This is a genomic window from Pirellulales bacterium (assembly GCA_035533075.1).
Taxonomy (GTDB): Bacteria; Planctomycetota; Planctomycetia; order Pirellulales; family JAICIG01; genus DASSFG01.
This window is the reverse complement of record DATLUO010000239.1, coordinates 1-17,748: the sequence shown is the minus strand read 5'-3', so window position 1 is coordinate 17,748 and position 17,748 is coordinate 1. Positions and strand designations below refer to the sequence as shown.

Genomic DNA, 17,748 nt, shown 5'->3' with positions numbered 1-17,748 from the left:
CTTCCGCCGGCTTCCAATAGGCCGGATACGTGAAGTTGTAGTCGAGCACGTTCTGCGGCACGGGCGGAATGACGCTCGGACCGCCCAGCTTCTGCGTGAGCAGCCCCGACACGCATAGTGCGATGTCGCGCACCACCTCGGACCCGGAAAAGGGGATAAGTCCCATTATTAAATGGGCCTTATCCCCTTTTCCGGGTCCGAGCAAAGCGGTGGCGAGGCGGCGGCCGGGCAAGTCGGTGCGCACCAGCAACAGAGCGAGCGCCGCGCCCAGCGGAACGCTCAGCCCCACGACGGCGGCCGACAGCAGCAGGGTGTTCTTGGCCAGCCGCGCCGTGCGAAAGTCGGCCAACGCCCAGGCGGCCGCCAAAATCAACAGCAACAATCCGCCGCAAATGCAGATCCACCGGCGTGTCAATGGTCTACCAACCTTCTCACGGAGGCGATGCTGTGGAAACCGGGCCGCGACTTAGTTACGATACCCTTGGAGTTCGCTTGACGCCACAATGGTCCTCATCGCCGGTGCAACAATGAACGAGATCCTGTCGATCAGCGAAATTGAATCGCGGTACGCCTCGGAGTGGGTCCTGGTCGAACCCGGAAAAGGGGATAAGTCCCATTTAATAATGGGGCTTATCCCCTTTTCCGGGTCCTTTTCCGGGTCCTTTTCCGGGTCGATTTTTGCGCCCCGTTCGCGCGACCAGCCGACATTCCGCGCTCTGTTTGCGAGTCTCCGCCGACTCGTTCGCTTCGCCACGCGTTCAAACGACCGCTGGTTGCCACCGAAGCAAAAGGCTGGGTGTCTTGCTTCACCGGTCACCGAAGCAAAAGGCTGGGTGTCTTGCTTCACCGGTCCCAGAAGGATGTGAGTCGGTCGAGAAAGGGGCCGCAGATCCGCAGGAGTCGCCCCACGCTTGCCCAAGCGGATCTGCTGCCCCCTTCTTGGACATAGATGATGTAGACTAGCCACCTGCCCGCCGGCTGCCTTATCATGGGCGCTCGGTGGCTATATTGGAAGGAACCTCACCTTGTCGAACCAAAACGGTCAGTCGCTCGCCTGCGGTTTTGAATCGGCGCCCGTTGGCAAGTCGCTGATCGTGTACGCCGATTGCCTCGAATGGCTCGCCGGCGTTCCAGAAAACACGATTCACGCCATCGTGACCGACCCGCCTTATGGCGTGAAGGAATACGAGGCCGACCAGCTTGCCAAGCGCGAGGTCGGTCGGGGCGGCATTTGGCGCATTCCGCCCTCGTTTGACGGGCACGTGCGGGCACCGTTGCCACGCTTCACGGCCCTGGACCGGAGCGAACGCCAAGCCCTGCGAACCTTCTTCGCGGAGTGGTCCCGATCGACGCTCCATGCCTTGAGGCCCGGCGGCCATGTTTTCATCGCGACCAACGCCTTTATCGCCCAATTGCTGTACGACGCGCTGGTCGAAGGCGGGCTGGAGTTCCGCGGGCAAGTCATTCGGCTCGTGCGCACACTCCGCGGCGGCGATCGCCCGAAGAACGCGGAAGCCGAGTTTCCGGGTGTCTCTTCAATGCCCAAGGGATGCTATGAGCCGTGGGGCATATTCCGCAAGCCCATGCCCGACAAGATCACCGTCGCGGAGTGCCTCCGGCGGTTCCAGACCGGCGCCCTGCGCCGAACGCCCGATGATCGGCCGTTCGAAGATTGTATTCGCAGCGAGCGGACGTCGCGGGCCGAGCGAGCGATCGCGAACCATCCCAGCCTAAAGCCGCAATCGTTCTTGCGGCAAGTCGTGTACGCGTCACTGCCGCTTGGCGAGGGCATCGTCGTTGACCCGTTCATGGGGTCCGGCTCCACGGTCGCGGCAGCCGAAGCTCTTGGCCTATCGAGCATCGGCATTGAGCGGCACCGCGAGTATTTTGACCTGGCAGCCAAGGCAATCCCGCAGCTTGCGAGAATAGCGTCAGCCATTCCCACACCGCGCGAGCAGCCGTCGCTATTTTGAAGGGGGGTAAATCCAACGCGCCCTTTCTTCAAGGGTAGACTTCCAGTCGAATCCAGTGGCGTCGCGCGGTCGACTGGTGCGCGGAATTCATCTGCAAACGAGCGACGGTCGCCCGTCCGCTCGGCGTCTTGCCAAAAATCATTCCCTGCTCGTCGACGCCGAAGTGGTCCTCCCAACGTTGCCGCCGTGGATGGAACAGATCGGCCAGCAGGTGGGAGTCGGGGTCGGCTTCCCGGGTATGATTGCTCTTGCAAATGTTGCACGCGCGACAGGCCAGTGCCAAGTTCAAATCGGCGTCCGCGCCACCGGCCCCGGGCGGGATGATGTGTTCGACCTCAAACGGAAAGTTGAAGACAGCCTCGGGCGCGCGGCAGTATTCACAACGGTGACCAGCCCGCTCGGCAACGGCAGGGTAGTGCGGATTCACTGATCCAACTCGTCACTCAGTGCGGCCGCGCGCCGTCCTGCCGCGACAACCTCCTCCTGCACCAGATGATCGAGTTCGGCTTGTTCGATCGCAGAAAGGGCAGCACCCGCGTCGCGGGCCGCGCGCCAGCGAGTCATGAGATCATCGAGACGCGTGCGCTGTTCTTTCGTGAAAAACTGATCTGCCTGAAGGTTCTGCACGACCACCAGAGTGCCCTTCTTATCCGCGGGAAGCTGCGCGGAGATCGCGTCGAGTGCCTCGCCCGCCGTGTTTCCAACGGACTGTTGTTCGCCCGCAATGGCCCGATACCGCACGGCCCCGCCCTCGTCAGGTTCGCGCAAGATAGCAACTCTGGTCATCATCGCCTCGATACGAGAAAAAAGGCCCGCGCGCTCGACTTCCCGAGGATAACCATTCGCTCGCTGAAAAGCCGAACTTCACCGAGGAATATGTCGATTTTATGCGACTATCCTTGCATCAGCAAGCCGCTAGGCGCCTTCCAACCCACCGTTTTCAACAGGGCGAAGCCATTGCCGTCCGGTGTTATGCCGTAAAACCGCCGTGGATCATCGTATCTGCCGGCGGAGGCTGCAAGAAACGGTGAGCAATCCTGTTGGCATTTAGACATCGTCCCGCGCACTCGTGGCGTCCGGTGCTGTCATCTGCCGAAACCTCCCCGTGAGCTGCTGCTCGTAGACCGCCTCGGCCGGCTGGCCGCCGCCGTCCAGAAGCTGCAGGTCTAGATAGAGCTGCAGCGGCGAGACGGTCGCCAGCGGCGGACTGCCCAGCGGCCGCGCGCCGTCGAACACCGACGCGTCGCCGGTCTGCCAAAGGACCACATTCTCGCCCGATTCGACCCGCTCGCCGCCGGTAAGCCGCTGAAAGTCGGTCCAGGCCGACGGCGGCAGCGGAGCGACCCAAAAAACAAGGTCTTCGAATTCGACCGCCCCCGTCGTTCGCCCTGCTCCGGCCAATTGCGTCAGAGCGTAAGGCACGGAATTGCTTTCCAGCCAGCGGGCAACGGCAACACCCATCGTGTCGCCGGGCACCCGCAAGCGAACCGGCTCGACGCGCGGAGCGTAGGCCCGTGCCCAGGCGTCGAGCAGGGCCCGCGGACCGCACAGCGAGAGCAGCCGATCGCGCTCGACGGCATAACCCTCGCTGAGCAGCGTTTGCTTCACTTTCGAGACCAGTCCCAGGCTGACCCGCGCCGCCGCCGCCAGCGCTTGAACTTGCCACCGCCTGGCAGGCTCCGTCAACAGGGCGCGCGTCACGCGGCTGGCCTTCGGCGAAAACAGCCGGCGGATGGGCCGCGTGTCGGGACGCACGTTGCCGCGGCCCCGCCGCTCGATGTAAAGACCCTCCGCGCGCAACAGACAATTGCCCGCCGCATCGAGATAGCCCACCTGCCGCTGGCGGCAGATTTCGGCCACCCGCGGCGATATGGCCGGGCTGAACAACAGCAGCGTGGCAGCGCTCGGCGGCCGAGAGGCGTCGAGCAGCTCCAGCGCCGTTTTGGGCGAAAGATGCTCCCGGCACTCGACCAACAGGGTCAACGGCTCGTCTCGCCCGGATTGTTCAGCGGCCCGCGCAAACCCGAAGCGTGAGCGAGGAGTAGCGACGGACCTACCTCGCTTACGCTTCGGGTTGGTGTCCGCGCAGTCGGCGCGCGAATTCGCCGGCTGCTGAACGATCGGAGCGCGGAGGCTTGGCTGCAAGTGAAGCACGAGGTCCCACTCCTGCCCGGTGCGTCGCGGAAAGCGGGCCCCGAAGCCGGCCTTCAGAATCCGGAAAGCGCCGGTTTCTCTTCCAAGTTCATCGAGCCCGTGCCTGGCGGCGTGCTGCACGAATCGGGTCCGTTTCACTGTTTGGCCGAGTTTCACCATTCGTGGAATATGGGGCGATGCCGGGCCGGTTGGCAAGTCGTTGCGGCGCGAAAAAAGCCCGAATGCCGGTGTAACCTTGTCGCCATTCGGCGCCACCGCCGCGTTTCCCACGATGCCGTGCAAACATGCAAAAACGGCGCAACCACTTGCTGATTAGCTAGTTACGTTGAATCGTGCGGTTCAGCCGGTTTGTCGCGAACACAACCCAAGCCACTTTGCCCGTACAACGCGGGAAGACACGAACCGTTCCCGGCACAACCCAAGCCAGTCCGGGCGGATAGTTAGTGGTTAGTGGTTAGTGGTTAGTGGTTAGTGGTCAGTGGCGGACGCAGGCGCCGACCGTTCTGGAATTCTTGGCCGGCACGACCGAAAAACGAACGACAAGTCAATCCAAAATCCAAAACCGAAAATCCAAAATCGGGAGGACTTCCATGGGCTACTATCGCGAGAAAAAAGTCGGCGATCCGAAGTGGATCGCGGGAGATGAAGAGCACGATGCGGCCTTGGCCAAAAGCGGCGTGACGGTCGATGCGCTCAGCCGAGTGAGCGGCCGGCCGACAAGCTGGCTGGTCGAAAATGTGATCGCCGACGAGGCGGTCACCGTCGTGGCCGGCGAACCGGGAGCGGGCAAAACCTTCATCGGCTGCCAAATCGCCGCCGATGTCGCCCGTGAGCTGGAACATCGTGTGGTGCTGGCCACCGCCGGCGATGAGCGGCCGGAGCTGCTGCGCTGGCGGCTCGATCAGGCCGAAGGCGACGCCCGACGCGTGGCGCTCGCCGCGCTCGAACCGACGGGGTTTTACGACCGGCGGCGGAAACCGAGCGACGACATCCTCGACGAGCGGATGGCGATTCTCTACCACACGCTCCAAGGGGCGGGCGACCCAACGAGCGGCATCCTGCCGGCCCAGATCAACCTCGACCGTGATGACCTTCCATCACCTCGGGCCGCCCGGCTCTTGGTGATCGACGATGTCGACGGCTGGTTCGGCAAGCCCGGCAATATGCTTTCTGCCGCCGCCCTGGCCCGCGTGATCCAGCGGCTGAACGAGCTGGCCCGCTCGCTGCGCCTGGCGATCGTCGTGCTGGTGCGGATGCAGTTGAGCGTCGAGGGACGCATCACCACGCGGCAGCTCAGCCGGCTGTCGCAGGCGGCCAGCGTGGTGTGGACGGTGGTCAAGGACCGGGAGGGAGCGAGGGAGACACGGAGCGACGGAGAGACGGAGGGCTCAGGAGGAAGGGGGGGAATTGCGAATTGCGAATTGCAAAATGCAAATTGCAAATTGGACCAAGGCCCTCACCCTAACCCTCTCCCGGAGGGAGAGGGAACACGTGGCAATCCAAAATCCAAAATCGAAAATCCAAAATCACCCCCGCCCGCGTATAGCCAAAGCGCCAGGCGGTGGTTCTTGCCGGTGAAGAACAACCTGGCGCCCGATGCGGCGGCGCCGGGACGCTCGTTCGAATTGGTCGATGGGCGCATCCGCTGGCATTGCGACGATCCCGCGCCGGAACTGGCCGAGGCGCTGCTGCCCAGCGCCCATAACAGCGACCGCCGCCGCGTGCGGAATGCGGCGATGGCCTGGATCAAAGAAGCGCTCGCCGCCGGGCCCATGCCCTCCGACGAGTTGTATCAGGAGGGCATGAAGAACGGTTTTTCCAAGGGCACCCTGCTGCGTGCCGCGGCCGAATTGGGAATCCACTCGCATAAGACCGGCTTCAGCGGCGGCTGGGAAATGCGCTGGGTGCCGCCGGTGGCGGCCAGCCAAGGAACGACGCTGAGGGCCAAGCCGTGGGAGCTCAGGGTGGTCGGGGAGGGAGAGAGGGGGAGACGGAGCGACGGAGGGAAGGAGGGAAGGAGAGAGGAATCGGAGGCGGCGAGTTGCGCACCTTCGATGGAACACGAGGAATTGGAGACGGCGAGTTGCGCACCTTCGATGGAACGCGAGGAATTGGAGGCGGCGAGTTGCGCGTCTTCGATGGAACACGAGGAATCAGGGGCGGCGCGTTGCGACCGACCCGACAAGCCGCCAAACTGGCACGAAGTGGTGGTCGATGCCCTGCGCGAAGCGTGCTGATCTGCGACTGCCGGAGGTCTCACGACGTCCGCTACCGCGGCTGAGTTACCTCATATTAGGCGCGGGTCTCGCGAACCGCGCTGGCCGGCTTTAGGATAGGGGGAACAATTTTAGAGAGGACCGATTGATGCAAACTGCTTCCCGACGCCAGTGGCTCCAAACGGCGGCCTTGGCCGGCACCACGCTGCTGGCCTCCGGCACGCGGCTGACGCACGCGCTGGCACGGGCCGCCGCGTCCAAAGACGACCCCAAGCCGGGCGCCATCGACGCGCACGTCCATGTCTGGACGCCGGATACCGAGCGCTATCCGCTGGCCGCCGGTTTTCGCCGCGAGGAGATGAAGCCGCCGAGCTTTACGCCGGAGCAGCTTTTCGAGCATGCCCGGCCCTGCGGCGTCGAACGGGTCGCGCTCATTCAGATGAGCTTCTACGGCTTCGATAATTCCTACATGCTCGACACGATGCACCGCTTCCCCGGCACTTTTTCGGGCGTGGCCGTGATCGACGATTCGGCCGACGACCCGCCCGCCGAAATGCGCCGGCTGAAGGCCAAAGGCGTGCGCGGTTTTCGCATTTATCCGCGCAACTTGCCGGTCGACCGCTGGCTGAACGGCGAAGGCATGCAGGCGATGTGGCGTTGCGGCGCCGAGGAGGGGCTGGCCATGTGCCACCTGGTCAACCCCGACGCGCTGGCGGCGATCGACGCCAACTGCGCGAAGTTTCCGGAGACGCCGGTGGTGATCGACCATTTCGGCCGCGTCGGCGTCGACGGCCAGATCCGCGCCGGGGACGTGGCCGCCCTTTGCCGGCTGGCCCGCCGTCCGCGCACGTTCGTCAAGGTTTCGGCCTTTTACGCATTGGGTGCGAAGAAGGCGCCCTATCTCGACCTGCTGCCGATGATCCGCAAGCTGCTGGATGCGTTCGGCCCCGAGCGGCTGATGTGGGCCACCGATTGCCCGTATCAGGTGCAGCAGGGGCACACTTACGCGGATTCAATCGCCCTGGTCCGCGACCGGCTCGAAGACCTGAGCAAGGGCGACCGTGAATGGCTGCTGCGAAGAACGGCCGAGAAAGTGTTCTTCAGTTAGCGGCTCAGGAAAACGCTACAATGACCGCCACCAACCACCATCCTTCGTTCGTTCACCCATGTCTCGCGCTCAAACCGAATACCGCTACGAAAAACTGACTTGGCCCGAAATCAACGACGCCATCGAGCTGGGCAAGGTCTGCATCGTGCCCTGCGGGGCGGTCGAGCAGCACGGCCCGCACTTGCCGCTCGACGTCGATCTGATTTGCCCGACCGAAATCGCCCGCGGCGCCGGCCGGCAGGTGGCGGACAAGGTGCTCGTGCTTCCCACGGTCGCCTACGGCTACACCGGGCACGTGATGGACTTTCCCGGCACGATCAACAACGACTTCGAGCACTTCATGCACCACGTGCTCGACATCACCAAGTCGCTCGCCTATCACGGTTTCAAAAAGATCGTGCTCCTCAACGGGCATGGCTCGAACATGCCGAACCTCGACTTGGTGGCCCGCCGCACGAACCTGGAGACCGACGCCGAGTGCGTGCTGGCGGCCTGGTGGCAGCTTCTCACCGTCGATAAGGAGTTTTTGCCCCGCTGGCGACAGAGCAAGTTCCCCGGCGGCTGCGCCCATGCCTGCGAGCTGGAGACCTCGCTTTATCTATATCTCGACGGAGACAACGTTCGCAAAGACAAGATCAAGAACGGCACGATCAGCTTCAACGCCGACCAGAGCCCGTTCAACTGGGTCGATCTGTTTGCCGCCGGCCCTGCCACGGTGGTCTCGTGGACCAGCAGCTACTCGGAGACGGGCGTGCTCGGCGAGGCGGAGTTGGCCACGGCCGAGAAAGGGCGGCAGGCTTACGACGAGGCGGTCAAGCAACTCGTGCGGTTCGTGCAGTATTTTCACGGGCGGCCAAAAGACGAGCGCCGCGAGCGTCATCGCCAGCCGCCGACGATGCCGATTCCCTGGGGGCAGCGGCCGCTGTAGGGCATGGATTTTCGCATCGACCTGGACATCTTTCGCGGGCCACTCGACCTGTTGCTTTATCTGGTGCGCAAGCACGAGGTCGAAATCGTCGACATTCCCATCGCCATGATCACGGAGCAGTATCTCAAGCATCTCTCGGTGCTGGAACAGCTCGACGTGAACGCCGTGGGCGACTTTTTGGAGATGGCCAGCACGCTGATCGAGATCAAGTCGCGGATGGTGCTGCCGCGCGGCGGCGAAGAGGAGGAGGCGGTCGAAGATCCGCGGCAAGACCTGGTGCGCAGACTGTTGGAATACAAGCAGTTCAAGGACGCCGCCAGCATGCTGGAAGAGCGCAGCCGGGCCTGGCAAGAGCGCTTTCCGCGGCGGGCCGGCGAGCTGCGCGACCGGCGACGCGACCTGGCCGACGAGCCGATCCAAGAACTGGAGTTGTGGGACCTGGTGAGCGCGTTCGGCCGGATCATGCGCGAGTATCAGACCAGCCCGCCCTCGAACATCATCTACGACGAGACGCCGATCCACGTCTACATGGAGCGGATTCACGACCGGCTGCGGCAGGCCGGCCGCGTGGCACTGGGCGACCTGTTCGAGACCGGCATGCACAAGTCGGCGTTGATCGGCATGTTTCTGGCGGTGCTGGAACTGGTGCGGCACCATAGCGTGCGTGCCGAGCAGCAGGAGCTGCACGCCGAGATTTGGCTGCTTCCCGGCGACGAAGCCGGCGCCTCGCTCGACCCCGCCGAGATCGACAATTACGATCATGCGTCGCCTGCGACCGGTGATGGTGATGAAGAGTGAACTTGTCGGCCGGATGCGCGTCTCTACACTGATAGGACAACATGGTCAACAATCTGCCGTTCAAAACGCTGGTCCACAAGGGCCTCACGATCGAGGGCTACTCGCGCGCCGCCGTGCAAACGTATTGGCGCGTGCCGGAGCTTAAGATCGGCTTCGACCTGGGCGCCCAGCCGTGGGCGTTCATGGGCACCGGCACCTGGCTGGTCTCGCACACGCACCTCGATCACATCGCCGCGCTGCCGGTCTACGTGGCCCGCCGGCGGATGATGAAGATGGAGCCGCCCACGATCTATTTGCCCGAAGAGGCGGTGCCCCACGTCGAGCGAATCCTGAAGCTCTTCACGCGGCTCGACCGGGGCCGCATGCCGTGCTCGCTCGTGCCGACGAAGCCGGGCGACGAGATCGAGCTGTCGCGCGAACTGGTGGTCACGGTCTCGCCGACGAAGCACACGGTGCCGTCGTTGGGCTTCGTCGTGTGGGAGCGGCGGCGAAAGCTGAAGCCGGAGTATGTGCAGCTTTCAGGCGACCAGATTCGCGACCTGCGGCAGTCGGGCACCGAGGTCACGGAAGAGCGGCGTTTGCCGCGCGTGGCCTATCTCGGCGACAGCTCGCCGGAGGGTCTCGACAATTGCCCGGCGATGTTCGAGGCCCAAATCCTGATCACCGAGCTGACCTTTGTGGCCCCGCGCCATCGCAAAGACAAAATCCACAAGTTCGGCCATATCCACCTCGACGACTTGATCGAGCGTCGGGCACGCTTCCGCAACGAGCTGATCGTGGCCTCGCACTTCAGCACGCGCTATCATCAGAACCAGGTGCGGCAGCACGTGGCCGCCGCCCTGCCCGACATGCTCGACGGAAGGCTGCATCTCTGGCTGTAGTCCGTGGTCCGTTGTTTCGTCAGGCAACTGACGACGGACAACGGACAAACGCCCTACCCCTCTCGCCACGTCAGAATTACCTTGCCCGACTGCCCCGAGAGCATGGCATCGAACCCCTGCTGGAACTCCTCGGCCGCAAAACGGTGCGTGATGACCGGCGTAATGTCGAGGCCCGATTGCAACATCACGGTCATCTTATACCACGTCTCGTACATCTCCCGGCCGTAAATGCCATGGATCGTAAGCATGTTGAAGACCACCGTCGTCCAATCGATCGACATCTCCCGTTCCGGAATGCCGAGCATGGCGATCTTGCCGCCGTGGCACATATTGGCCAGCATGTCGCGGAAGGCCTGCGGGTTGCCCGACATCTCCAGGCCCACGTCGAAGCCTTCTTTCATGCCCAACCGCTTTTGGGCCTCGGCAACCGTTTCGCTGCGCACGTCGAGCGCCAGCGTGGCCCCCATTCGCCTGGCGAGTTCCAGTCGGTAGGGATTGACGTCGGTCACGACCACATATCGGGCGCCGGCGTGCTTCACCACCGCCGCCGCCAGGATGCCGATCGGCCCGGCCCCGGTGATCAACACGTCTTCGCCCAGCACGTCGAACGAGAGGGCCGTGTGGACGGCGTTGCCGAAGGGATCGAAGATCGACTGCACGTCGCGCGGGATCGATGGATCGTGGACCCAGACGTTGGTCATCGGCAGCGACAGGTATTCGGCGAACGCTCCGGGCCGGTTGACGCCCACGCCCTTCGTGTCTTTGCACAGATGTCGCCGGCCCGCCAGGCAGTTGCGGCAGTGCCCGCAGACGACGTGCCCTTCGCCGCTGACGATTTCGCCCGCGTGAAAATCCCTGACGTTGCCGCCGACCGCCACGATGCGGCCGACGAACTCGTGTCCCACGACCATCGGCACGGGTATCGTTTTCTGTGCCCAGGCGTCCCAGTTGTAGATGTGTACATCGGTGCCGCAGATGCCGGTGCGCAAAACCTGGACCAGCACGTCGTTGATGCCGATCTCAGGCAGCGGCACTTCCTCCATCCACAATCCCGGCCTGGCGTGCTTCTTGACCAACGCCCGCATGGTTTTCATGTCTGTCGCTCCGTTTGGCTGTGTCCGCATACCATACCGCGGGGCGCGGCCGGATCCAACGGCATCGGGCGGATGGTAGACGCTGGACCGTAGACCGGGAATTGGAAATTCGAGGGCACACTCGGCCGAGTCGCGAATTACACTAGAAGGTACGGCGTTTTCCGTTCCTAGGTTTCGTGGATGGCGACGATGCGACTCTTGCTTTGCCTCACAGGCGTCTTTGCTCTCACCGCAACAAGTGCGGCGCAGGTTGTTTCGGAAGGCCGCCAGGACAACGGCCCCAAGATTTCACCCGAAAAAGCGGTCGAACAGTGGAAGATCGGCCTGGTCGTCACGGCCAAATCGGGACCGTGCGGCGGAATGGTGGGCAGCTTCACGCTGCCAGGCGACTGGCCGGAACAGGAGGTGCGGATACTGAACGAAAACTTCTCGCCGCTGGCCGTGGTTACCGACCGCATGATCGACACCGTCAAGCAACTGGTTGTGACCATCGACCGGCTACCCGCCGGAGACGACGCACCCGTCTTGGTCACGGTCGAGATCACACGGCACCCGCTGTTGCCGCCCGGCAACACCTCGGACCTGCTCAAAGTCAGCCCCAAAAAACTGCCGAAGGACGTGCGGATTCATCTCGGACCCAGCCCCGGCATCGAGACCCAACACGGCAAGATCAAGGCCTTGGCCAAGAACATCTTGCAGCAGTCGTCGGCCGCGACCGACTGGGAGCGAGTGGAGGTGATTTTCGATTGGGTGCGAAAGAACATCGAACCGCGCGACAAACAGACGCAACCGAGTGCCTATCAAACGCTTCGCGACAAGGCCAGTAATCACGAAGGACTCTGCTGGCTATTCATCGCGCTCTGCCGCGTGAGCGAGATACCTGCCCGGACCGTGTGGGTGCCGAAATACTGCTATCCGGAGTTTTATCTTCAGGACCGCGAGGGCCGGGGCTATTGGTTCCCATGCCGCGTGGCGGGCGTGCGGGAGTTCGGCGGCATCGACGAGCGGCGTCCGATCTGGCAAAAGGGCGACAACTTCCGCATGCCGGAGCGGCCGCGCGAGGCCGTCCACTATCTGCCGCCGGAACTCACCGGCAAAGGCGGCGAACCGTCGGTCAACTTTGTCCGCGAGCCGGCGGGCGGGTAGGAGGGGGGCGGCGTCCGCAATCGCCGACTTACTGCCTGGGGCCGATCTCGAATTCCACGCTGGCGGTTTCAGCCTCGCGCACCGGCGTCGCGGCCCGCCGAGCGTCGAGCTCGAACTTGCGCGCGATGCTGTTGCCGGCAAGATCTTCCAAGAGCGCATCGGCCATCAACTTGTAACGGCCGGGCCGCCACGGACGTTCAGGACGAAAACACCAGCTTGCTTCGCCGCTGCCAATTTCGATTTCGCCCGGCACGCGCCGGCCCTGGCCGTCGTCCACCCACAACATCCGCGCCAGCAGTGCCCGGTCGAGCGGCTCGCCAAACTGGACGATGAGCGCCGATCGCGTCGCCGGCCGCGGAATTGCCAGGCGCCACGTTCGTGGACTGGGGCATGTTTCGTCCGGAGGGGCGACCTGAAAATCTTTGCGAAACTCAGCCATGAGCGGATGACCGGCGGCGTCGGGCCAATCACGAGACACGACGAGCGTGTAACGCCGGCCCGCCACAAGCACGGGACCGACTTCCTCGCGCGGTGCAAGACCCTGCTTGACGCGGGCGGGGTCGAGCAGCAAAGTCAGCCGGTCGCCGGCCGGATTCCACAGTTCTTCGGCCAGTTCCAGAAACGGGAGATCGACCGGCTTGCCTTGTCCGTCGAGCAGCCGCAGACGCTGATATGCCCCGCCGCGGCTCATCGGCGCCGTGAAGTAAAGGTAGAACTTAAGCTGATTCTCAGGCAAGGTGGCCGCGCTGGGATAGACCGCCGCCACGCGCGACGCCGGCCGTGCGGCGGCCGCCGGAACAACGAACACTTCGGTCAGACCAGCCCCGTCGTTCGCCACACCGCCGCCGGCACGATAAACGGCCCGATATCGCATGCCCGGCTGAAGCGGAAACCGCGGCGTGAACCGGATGGTTCCGCCGACGTGCTCATAGCGGCCGGCCAGCGGTGGCTGATCGGCGATTTCTGCATCCAGCACGCTATAGACGGCGAAGTGCTTTTCGAGCTTTTGCGATAGCGACGCGACGTCGTCGGCCCTGAGTCCCCTCAGCTCGAAGACGCTGCGGCGCTCGGCGTCGGTGGCAAGCGAAAGCGTCGGTTTCGCTCCTTCGGCCGCAGCAGCCGGTCGTCCGCACAAACCCGAAGCGCAAGCGAGGCAGAGCAGCAGCCTTACCCCGCTTGCGCCTCGGTTTGGCATTTTAACGCACATGACAAGCTGGCCGCCTACGGCAACGGCACCGTTTGCAAGCTGAGCACGCCGGGCGAAGCCTCGATCAACAGCAACGCCTGTTTGTCGTTGAGCTTGTCGAGCTGCTGCACGCCCTTGAGGTTCTCGACTGTTTCGTAGCCCACGCCCGCCTTGTCGGGCACGCGCGAGCTGATGCCGTCGGCGTCGCCGAGTTGCTCGGCGGCGAGCTTCATCACGCCGCGGGCGTTGTTGGCGATCAGCAGGTACTCCTTGCCGTCTTTCTCATAGACGATGATGTCGAGCGGGCGATTATGGTTGCCCAGTTCGGCCACCGTGGTTCCCCGTACCTTCTTGCCGGGCTTCAGCTCCACCAGCGGCACCTTGACCAGCGGCGTGCAGGTATAGGCCGCCAGCAACGTCGGCTGATCGTTGATCGTGTACGACACAAAGGTCCGCACGGGCGCGTGCGTTTCAAGCTGGCCGTGCGACCCGTGATAAATCTCGACGCTCGTTCCGGCATCGGTGGCGGTGAAGGGAAATGGAATCGTGCGGAGATTCGACGAGAATTCTTCGTTCGAAAGCCCGGCCACGACTACCCGCCCGTCGACGTAGGCCAAATCGGTAATCGACTCTTGCCGCTGGCTGTTGCCGCGCCGGTCCTTCGCGCCGGCGTCGGGAGCGTTGGGCAACGGGGCCTTGGCGTAGCGCACCTTGTCGAGGGCCACGACCGAGAGCTTGCCGTCGGCGCCCACACGCAGGATGACGGGCAGCGCATCGGGCCCGCGGCCGCGCGAGACGCTCAGATAAGCCGTGCCGGAAAGCGGGTTGACCGCCAGATCGTTGATCAGCACCTGGTCGGCCGACGAGCCGAGCACGGCGGCGATCTGCTGATTGACGGCGGACACGTTGATCGCTCCGCCGCCCACGCGCTGGCGTTCGCCGGTGTCGATGGCGAACACAGCGGCGCTCATGGGATCGCCGACGAACAAAATGCCGTCGGGACCGAAGGCCATTGGCCCGGCGAACTTGAGTTCGGGCTGGCCTTGCTGGTCGAGTCCCTTGAGCAACTCGGCCGGCGATGCCGTCGAAACAGCGGCCAACGCAATCAACGCCGACAAGAAGGTAGTGTGTCTGATCATGGTCGGATCCTTTTTAGGGGGGGTGGGCGAATACAAACCATCCGACGGCTTCCCGGCGCCGCGGCATTCAGTATAGCGTGGGCGTTTTCGAAGGGAACGACCGCGCAGCTTGCAAATGGCCGATTTCGATAGCGCGTGGCAGTTCGACGTGGCGACCGGCGACGTCGAGCTGGCGGGTCTGCGAGGTCCGTTTCGCCTTGATGAAATCGGGAATGGCACGCCTCAACCAGACAAATGTTGTTCGCGTGGCACCACGAACGTGTGGTGGACGGCCTCTTTTTGAAAACCGATCACCTCGGGGAAGCACAGGCCGGGCAAAAGTTGCACGTCGAAGATTTCTTCCACGGCTGTGTGAAAGTCCAGCATGCCGACGACTTCACCGATTCGTAGGTCGACCACCGCTACGCCGCACTTCAGCTCGTTCAACCGCTCGGCGATCGGCAGGCCGCCGAAGGTGGAGGTCTCGCGGATCTTCGAGAGACCGATGAAGGCGTAGTGCCCGGCAAAGGCGAGGCCGCGGCCAAAGCCGGGCACTTCGGCCACGGTTTCGCGAAGGCCGGTGGCGGGATCGACGAGCAGCAGGCGACCGGTGCCTGATTCCAGCACCCACAGGCGTCCGTCGTGCAGCCGGGGCGAATGCGGCATGGAGAGGCCACGGGCCACGATCTGGCCGCTGGGCACGCCGATGAGGCAGCCGCCCTTGGCCTTGTTCGGCCGCCAGCCGCCCTGCGTGTCGGTCTCGCCCAGCGCCGTGACGTATCGCGGCCGATCGTTTTCCATGACAAGCCCGTTGAGATGGCAGCGGTCTTCGGCCGCCAACGCGGTCACGAAGGGCGGCCGCCAGCGCGGCACAAAGCTGTAATCGGGATCGAAAGTACAGAGACAGGAGAAGCGTGTGTTGACGATCCACAGTTCGTCGCCGACCCAGGCGATCTCGTGGCAGCGAATGTCGCCGGTCACATGGCAGGTGCGCGGCAAGAAGCAAGCGTCGTGCATGCCGGCCGGTTCAATCCGCGGCGCAATGTCCGGTGCGTCGCGCAAGAACCAGATCTGGTTGCGCGTGCCCAGCGCCAAGCGTCGTCCGGCCAACGCCAGGCCCATCGGTTGATCGAACGTGCGAACGAGTGTGGAAAGTCCGGCCCCTGCCGCCCGAACCACCAGCAGTTTGTTCGCCTGGTAGGTGGTCACCAGCAGCGATGCGTTCAATTGGTGCAGTAGCGACACGAACCTATCGCTCTGCGAGTAATGGAATTCGACGGCGGTGGGCCTTTGCTCTGTGGCGGACGGGCCGCCGTCGCGGTTCAGTTCCGCGGTTGGCAAGGTGGATGCGATCGACATAAAACGTTCCAATTGTGATATGGTACAATTGCCACTTGGATTTTTCTCTGGCAAATTAAGCGCTGCAAGTCTCTTAACGTCGTTTCGGGTGGCCGATCCAGCGGGGCACGCGTGCCTTATACGTTCGATACTCATCACCGAAGCGCGCTTCCAGACCGCGCTCTTCCTGCGGCACCTTGAGGAAATTTGAAAATGTCCAGCCGGCCAGGGCGGCGACGAAGATGAGTATGCTCCCGTAAAAGAGCGCCCAGCCGAGTAAGCAAATCAACCCGCAGAGGAACATCGGGTTCCGCGAGAACGCAAACGGCCCGTGCGTGATAAGCACGCGTGAGGTCGCCGACCAAAGGCGCTCTCCTTCATCCAACTCCACCACTTCCGGGAGTTTGGGGAGCTGAGCTAGCATCACGCTGAATACCCAGATGAGCCCCACGGCCCCGGCAGCGACGGTAAACAATCCCAGTACGTTCAGCGCCGATGGTCCTGTTTGAGACCAACCGAGCCGGGGTGCGACCAACGACATGGCCCACGGCAGCAGGCCCAGGACCAGCGAATAGACAATCAGCACCGCCGGCAAACCGATAATCAGACATGTTCGGCGCGGGATGCGGACGCGGCGCGACGGCTTCTCGTGGGGCACCGGTTTATCCCTCCTCACGTCGTTCTTCGATGGCTGATGAAATGCGGCTAACGTCACTCATTTATCCTTGGAGATAGCCGAGGGCGCCATTCCCAGCGAATCACGCCCGTTCCGGGCACGCTATAGCACGTCCACCACCGTCTTGCCGGTGATGCTCGTGTTGTGCGTGTCGGTCACCGTGATGGTTTGGTTTCCCGCCCTCCGCAACACCAGGCCGGTGAAGGTGTGTATGCCGGCGTCGCCCGCCTTGAAGCTGTAGTTGGCGGGCAGCTTGGCCCGACTGTCACTACTGCTGAAGTGGATCGTACCGACATAGCCGGTGACGATGTTGCCGTAAGCGTCCTCGACCTCGACCGTCAGGCTGAAGGGCACACCGGGCTGTACGCTGCTCGGAGCAACGAGGATGAACTTGCTCGCCGCCGCGGACTTCACGGTGATGCCGCTGTCGCTGCCGTGCAGGCTGGCCGACACGGTGTCAGTGGCCGTGATCGACTGCGTCCCGGCCGTCTTCAGAGTGGCGCTGAAAGTGTGCTTACCGTAATCGGCGCTGGTGAAGGTGTAATTCGCCGGCAATACAGCCTTGGCGTCGCTACCGGTGAAGTGGACCGTGCCCGTGTATCCGGTGGCCACGTTGCCGTAAGCGTCCTTGAGCGTGACGCTGAAACTGCCCGACGCCCCCGCAGTGATCGGTGACGGGAAGCCGGACACGATCATCGTGCTGGCGGCGGCCGCGGTAACGCCCACGGTCGCACTGCCGTTGATCGAGCCGGTGACGGTGTCGGTGCCGGTGACCGTTTGGCTGCCGGCCGTCTTAAGCGTGACGCCGCTGGTGAAGGTGTGAAGGCCCGCGTCGCCCGCGGTGAACGTATAGTCGCCGGGCAGACTGGCCTGGCCGTCGCTGCTCGTGAAATGAACCGTGCCGGCATAGCCGGTGGCCGTGTTGTTGTAGGGATCGAGAGCGGTCACGGTAACGCTCAACGCGCTGCCCGCCGTACTGCCCGCCGGCGCACTGACCGCGAAATGGCTGGCCCCCGCCGGGGTGACCGAGATCTGCGTCTCGCTGCCGGTGGCCGTGCCATACGAGGCGGTGATCGACTGCGTGCCGGCGGTCTTCAGCGTGGCGCTGAAGGTGTGTACTCCCGCATCGCCG

At 63.6% G+C, this 17,748-nt stretch carries 17 protein-coding genes; 7 read left to right on the top strand and 10 right to left on the bottom strand.

What is annotated here, in order from left to right:
• The coding region (locus VNH11_29890; protein ID HVA50595.1) for a hypothetical protein at window positions 1-415 on the bottom strand (415 nt) is incomplete at its 3' end.
• Window positions 416-1,025: 610 nt separating this feature from the next.
• Here VNH11_29890 and VNH11_29885 point away from each other — a divergent pair.
• Entirely contained in the window at window positions 1,026-1,973 is a 948-nt protein-coding gene (locus VNH11_29885) for a DNA methyltransferase (protein ID HVA50594.1), read from the top strand.
• Window positions 1,974-2,001: 28 nt separating this feature from the next.
• On the opposite strand, the gene VNH11_29880 is transcribed toward VNH11_29885, so the two are convergent.
• From VNH11_29880 to VNH11_29870, 3 genes are all read right to left on the bottom strand, one after another.
• Window positions 2,002-2,400, bottom strand: a complete 399-nt coding sequence (locus VNH11_29880) for an HNH endonuclease signature motif containing protein (protein ID HVA50593.1) — start codon at window positions 2,398-2,400, stop codon at window positions 2,002-2,004.
• On the bottom strand, window positions 2,397-2,741 hold the full coding sequence (locus tag VNH11_29875; GenBank protein HVA50592.1) for a hypothetical protein: 345 nt from the start codon (window positions 2,739-2,741) through the stop codon (window positions 2,397-2,399). The genes VNH11_29880 and VNH11_29875 overlap by 4 nt, the downstream gene beginning before the upstream one ends.
• 279 nt (window positions 2,742-3,020) lie before the next feature.
• A complete protein-coding gene (locus VNH11_29870) occupies window positions 3,021-3,956 on the bottom strand; it encodes a hypothetical protein (GenBank protein ID HVA50591.1) in 936 nt (311 codons plus the stop codon).
• 761 nt (window positions 3,957-4,717) lie between these two features.
• On the opposite strand from VNH11_29870, the gene VNH11_29865 reads away from it, so the two are divergent.
• The 5 genes from VNH11_29865 (at window position 4,718) to VNH11_29845 (ending at window position 10,058) form a co-directional block, all read left to right on the top strand.
• On the top strand, window positions 4,718-6,364 hold the full coding sequence (locus tag VNH11_29865; protein ID HVA50590.1) for an AAA family ATPase: 1,647 nt from the start codon (window positions 4,718-4,720) through the stop codon (window positions 6,362-6,364).
• Between the two features lie 127 nt (window positions 6,365-6,491).
• A complete protein-coding gene (locus VNH11_29860; GenBank protein ID HVA50589.1) occupies window positions 6,492-7,451 on the top strand; it encodes an amidohydrolase family protein in 960 nt (319 codons plus the stop codon).
• Window positions 7,452-7,509: 58 nt separating this feature from the next.
• Window positions 7,510-8,379, top strand: a complete 870-nt coding sequence (locus tag VNH11_29855) for a creatininase family protein (protein HVA50588.1) — start codon at window positions 7,510-7,512, stop codon at window positions 8,377-8,379.
• 3 nt (window positions 8,380-8,382) lie between these two features.
• Window positions 8,383-9,177, top strand: coding sequence for a segregation/condensation protein A (locus VNH11_29850; protein ID HVA50587.1), 795 nt, complete (start codon window positions 8,383-8,385; stop codon window positions 9,175-9,177).
• A 41-nt stretch (window positions 9,178-9,218) separates the two neighbouring features.
• Window positions 9,219-10,058 carry an MBL fold metallo-hydrolase gene (locus VNH11_29845; protein ID HVA50586.1) on the top strand — a complete coding sequence of 280 codons (840 nt, stop codon included), beginning with the start codon at window positions 9,219-9,221 and terminating at the stop codon, window positions 10,056-10,058.
• Window positions 10,059-10,111: 53 nt separating this feature from the next.
• Here the strand turns inward: VNH11_29845 and tdh are convergent, their stop codons facing one another.
• The gene (tdh, locus tag VNH11_29840) at window positions 10,112-11,152 is read right to left on the bottom strand and encodes an L-threonine 3-dehydrogenase (GenBank protein HVA50585.1); all 1,041 of its coding nucleotides are present in this window, start codon (window positions 11,150-11,152) and stop codon (window positions 10,112-10,114) included.
• A gap of 189 nt (window positions 11,153-11,341) precedes the next feature.
• Here tdh and VNH11_29835 point away from each other — a divergent pair, with 189 nt between their 5' ends.
• The gene (locus tag VNH11_29835) at window positions 11,342-12,298 is read left to right on the top strand and encodes a transglutaminase domain-containing protein (protein ID HVA50584.1); all 957 of its coding nucleotides are present in this window, start codon (window positions 11,342-11,344) and stop codon (window positions 12,296-12,298) included.
• A gap of 28 nt (window positions 12,299-12,326) precedes the next feature.
• Here the strand turns inward: VNH11_29835 and VNH11_29830 are convergent, their stop codons facing one another.
• From VNH11_29830 to VNH11_29810, 5 genes are all read right to left on the bottom strand, one after another.
• Entirely contained in the window at window positions 12,327-13,493 is a 1,167-nt protein-coding gene (locus tag VNH11_29830) for a hypothetical protein (protein ID HVA50583.1), read from the bottom strand.
• A 26-nt stretch (window positions 13,494-13,519) separates the two neighbouring features.
• Entirely contained in the window at window positions 13,520-14,623 is a 1,104-nt protein-coding gene (locus VNH11_29825; GenBank protein ID HVA50582.1) for a hypothetical protein, read from the bottom strand.
• 222 nt (window positions 14,624-14,845) lie between these two features.
• The gene (locus VNH11_29820) at window positions 14,846-15,961 is read right to left on the bottom strand and encodes a TIGR03032 family protein (protein ID HVA50581.1); all 1,116 of its coding nucleotides are present in this window, start codon (window positions 15,959-15,961) and stop codon (window positions 14,846-14,848) included.
• 73 nt (window positions 15,962-16,034) lie between these two features.
• Window positions 16,035-16,598, bottom strand: coding sequence for an isoprenylcysteine carboxylmethyltransferase family protein (locus VNH11_29815; GenBank protein ID HVA50580.1), 564 nt, complete (start codon window positions 16,596-16,598; stop codon window positions 16,035-16,037).
• Between the two features lie 120 nt (window positions 16,599-16,718).
• On the bottom strand, window positions 16,719-17,748 hold a 1,030-nt coding region (locus VNH11_29810), incomplete at its 5' end, for a hypothetical protein (GenBank protein HVA50579.1).

Coding starts and splice junctions, on each gene's coding strand:
- VNH11_29830 (HVA50583.1), bottom strand. CDS start 13,493: ATGCCAAACCGAGGCGCAAGCGGGGTAAGGCTGCTGCTCTGCCTCGCT.
- VNH11_29850 (HVA50587.1), top strand. CDS start 8,383: ATGGATTTTCGCATCGACCTGGACATCTTTCGCGGGCCACTCGACCTG.
- VNH11_29845 (HVA50586.1), top strand. CDS start 9,219: ATGGTCAACAATCTGCCGTTCAAAACGCTGGTCCACAAGGGCCTCACG.
- VNH11_29855 (HVA50588.1), top strand. CDS start 7,510: ATGTCTCGCGCTCAAACCGAATACCGCTACGAAAAACTGACTTGGCCC.
- VNH11_29820 (HVA50581.1), bottom strand. CDS start 15,961: ATGTCGATCGCATCCACCTTGCCAACCGCGGAACTGAACCGCGACGGC.
- VNH11_29825 (HVA50582.1), bottom strand. CDS start 14,623: ATGATCAGACACACTACCTTCTTGTCGGCGTTGATTGCGTTGGCCGCT.
- tdh (HVA50585.1), bottom strand. CDS start 11,152: ATGAAAACCATGCGGGCGTTGGTCAAGAAGCACGCCAGGCCGGGATTG.
- VNH11_29865 (HVA50590.1), top strand. CDS start 4,718: ATGGGCTACTATCGCGAGAAAAAAGTCGGCGATCCGAAGTGGATCGCG.
- VNH11_29835 (HVA50584.1), top strand. CDS start 11,342: ATGCGACTCTTGCTTTGCCTCACAGGCGTCTTTGCTCTCACCGCAACA.
- VNH11_29860 (HVA50589.1), top strand. CDS start 6,492: ATGCAAACTGCTTCCCGACGCCAGTGGCTCCAAACGGCGGCCTTGGCC.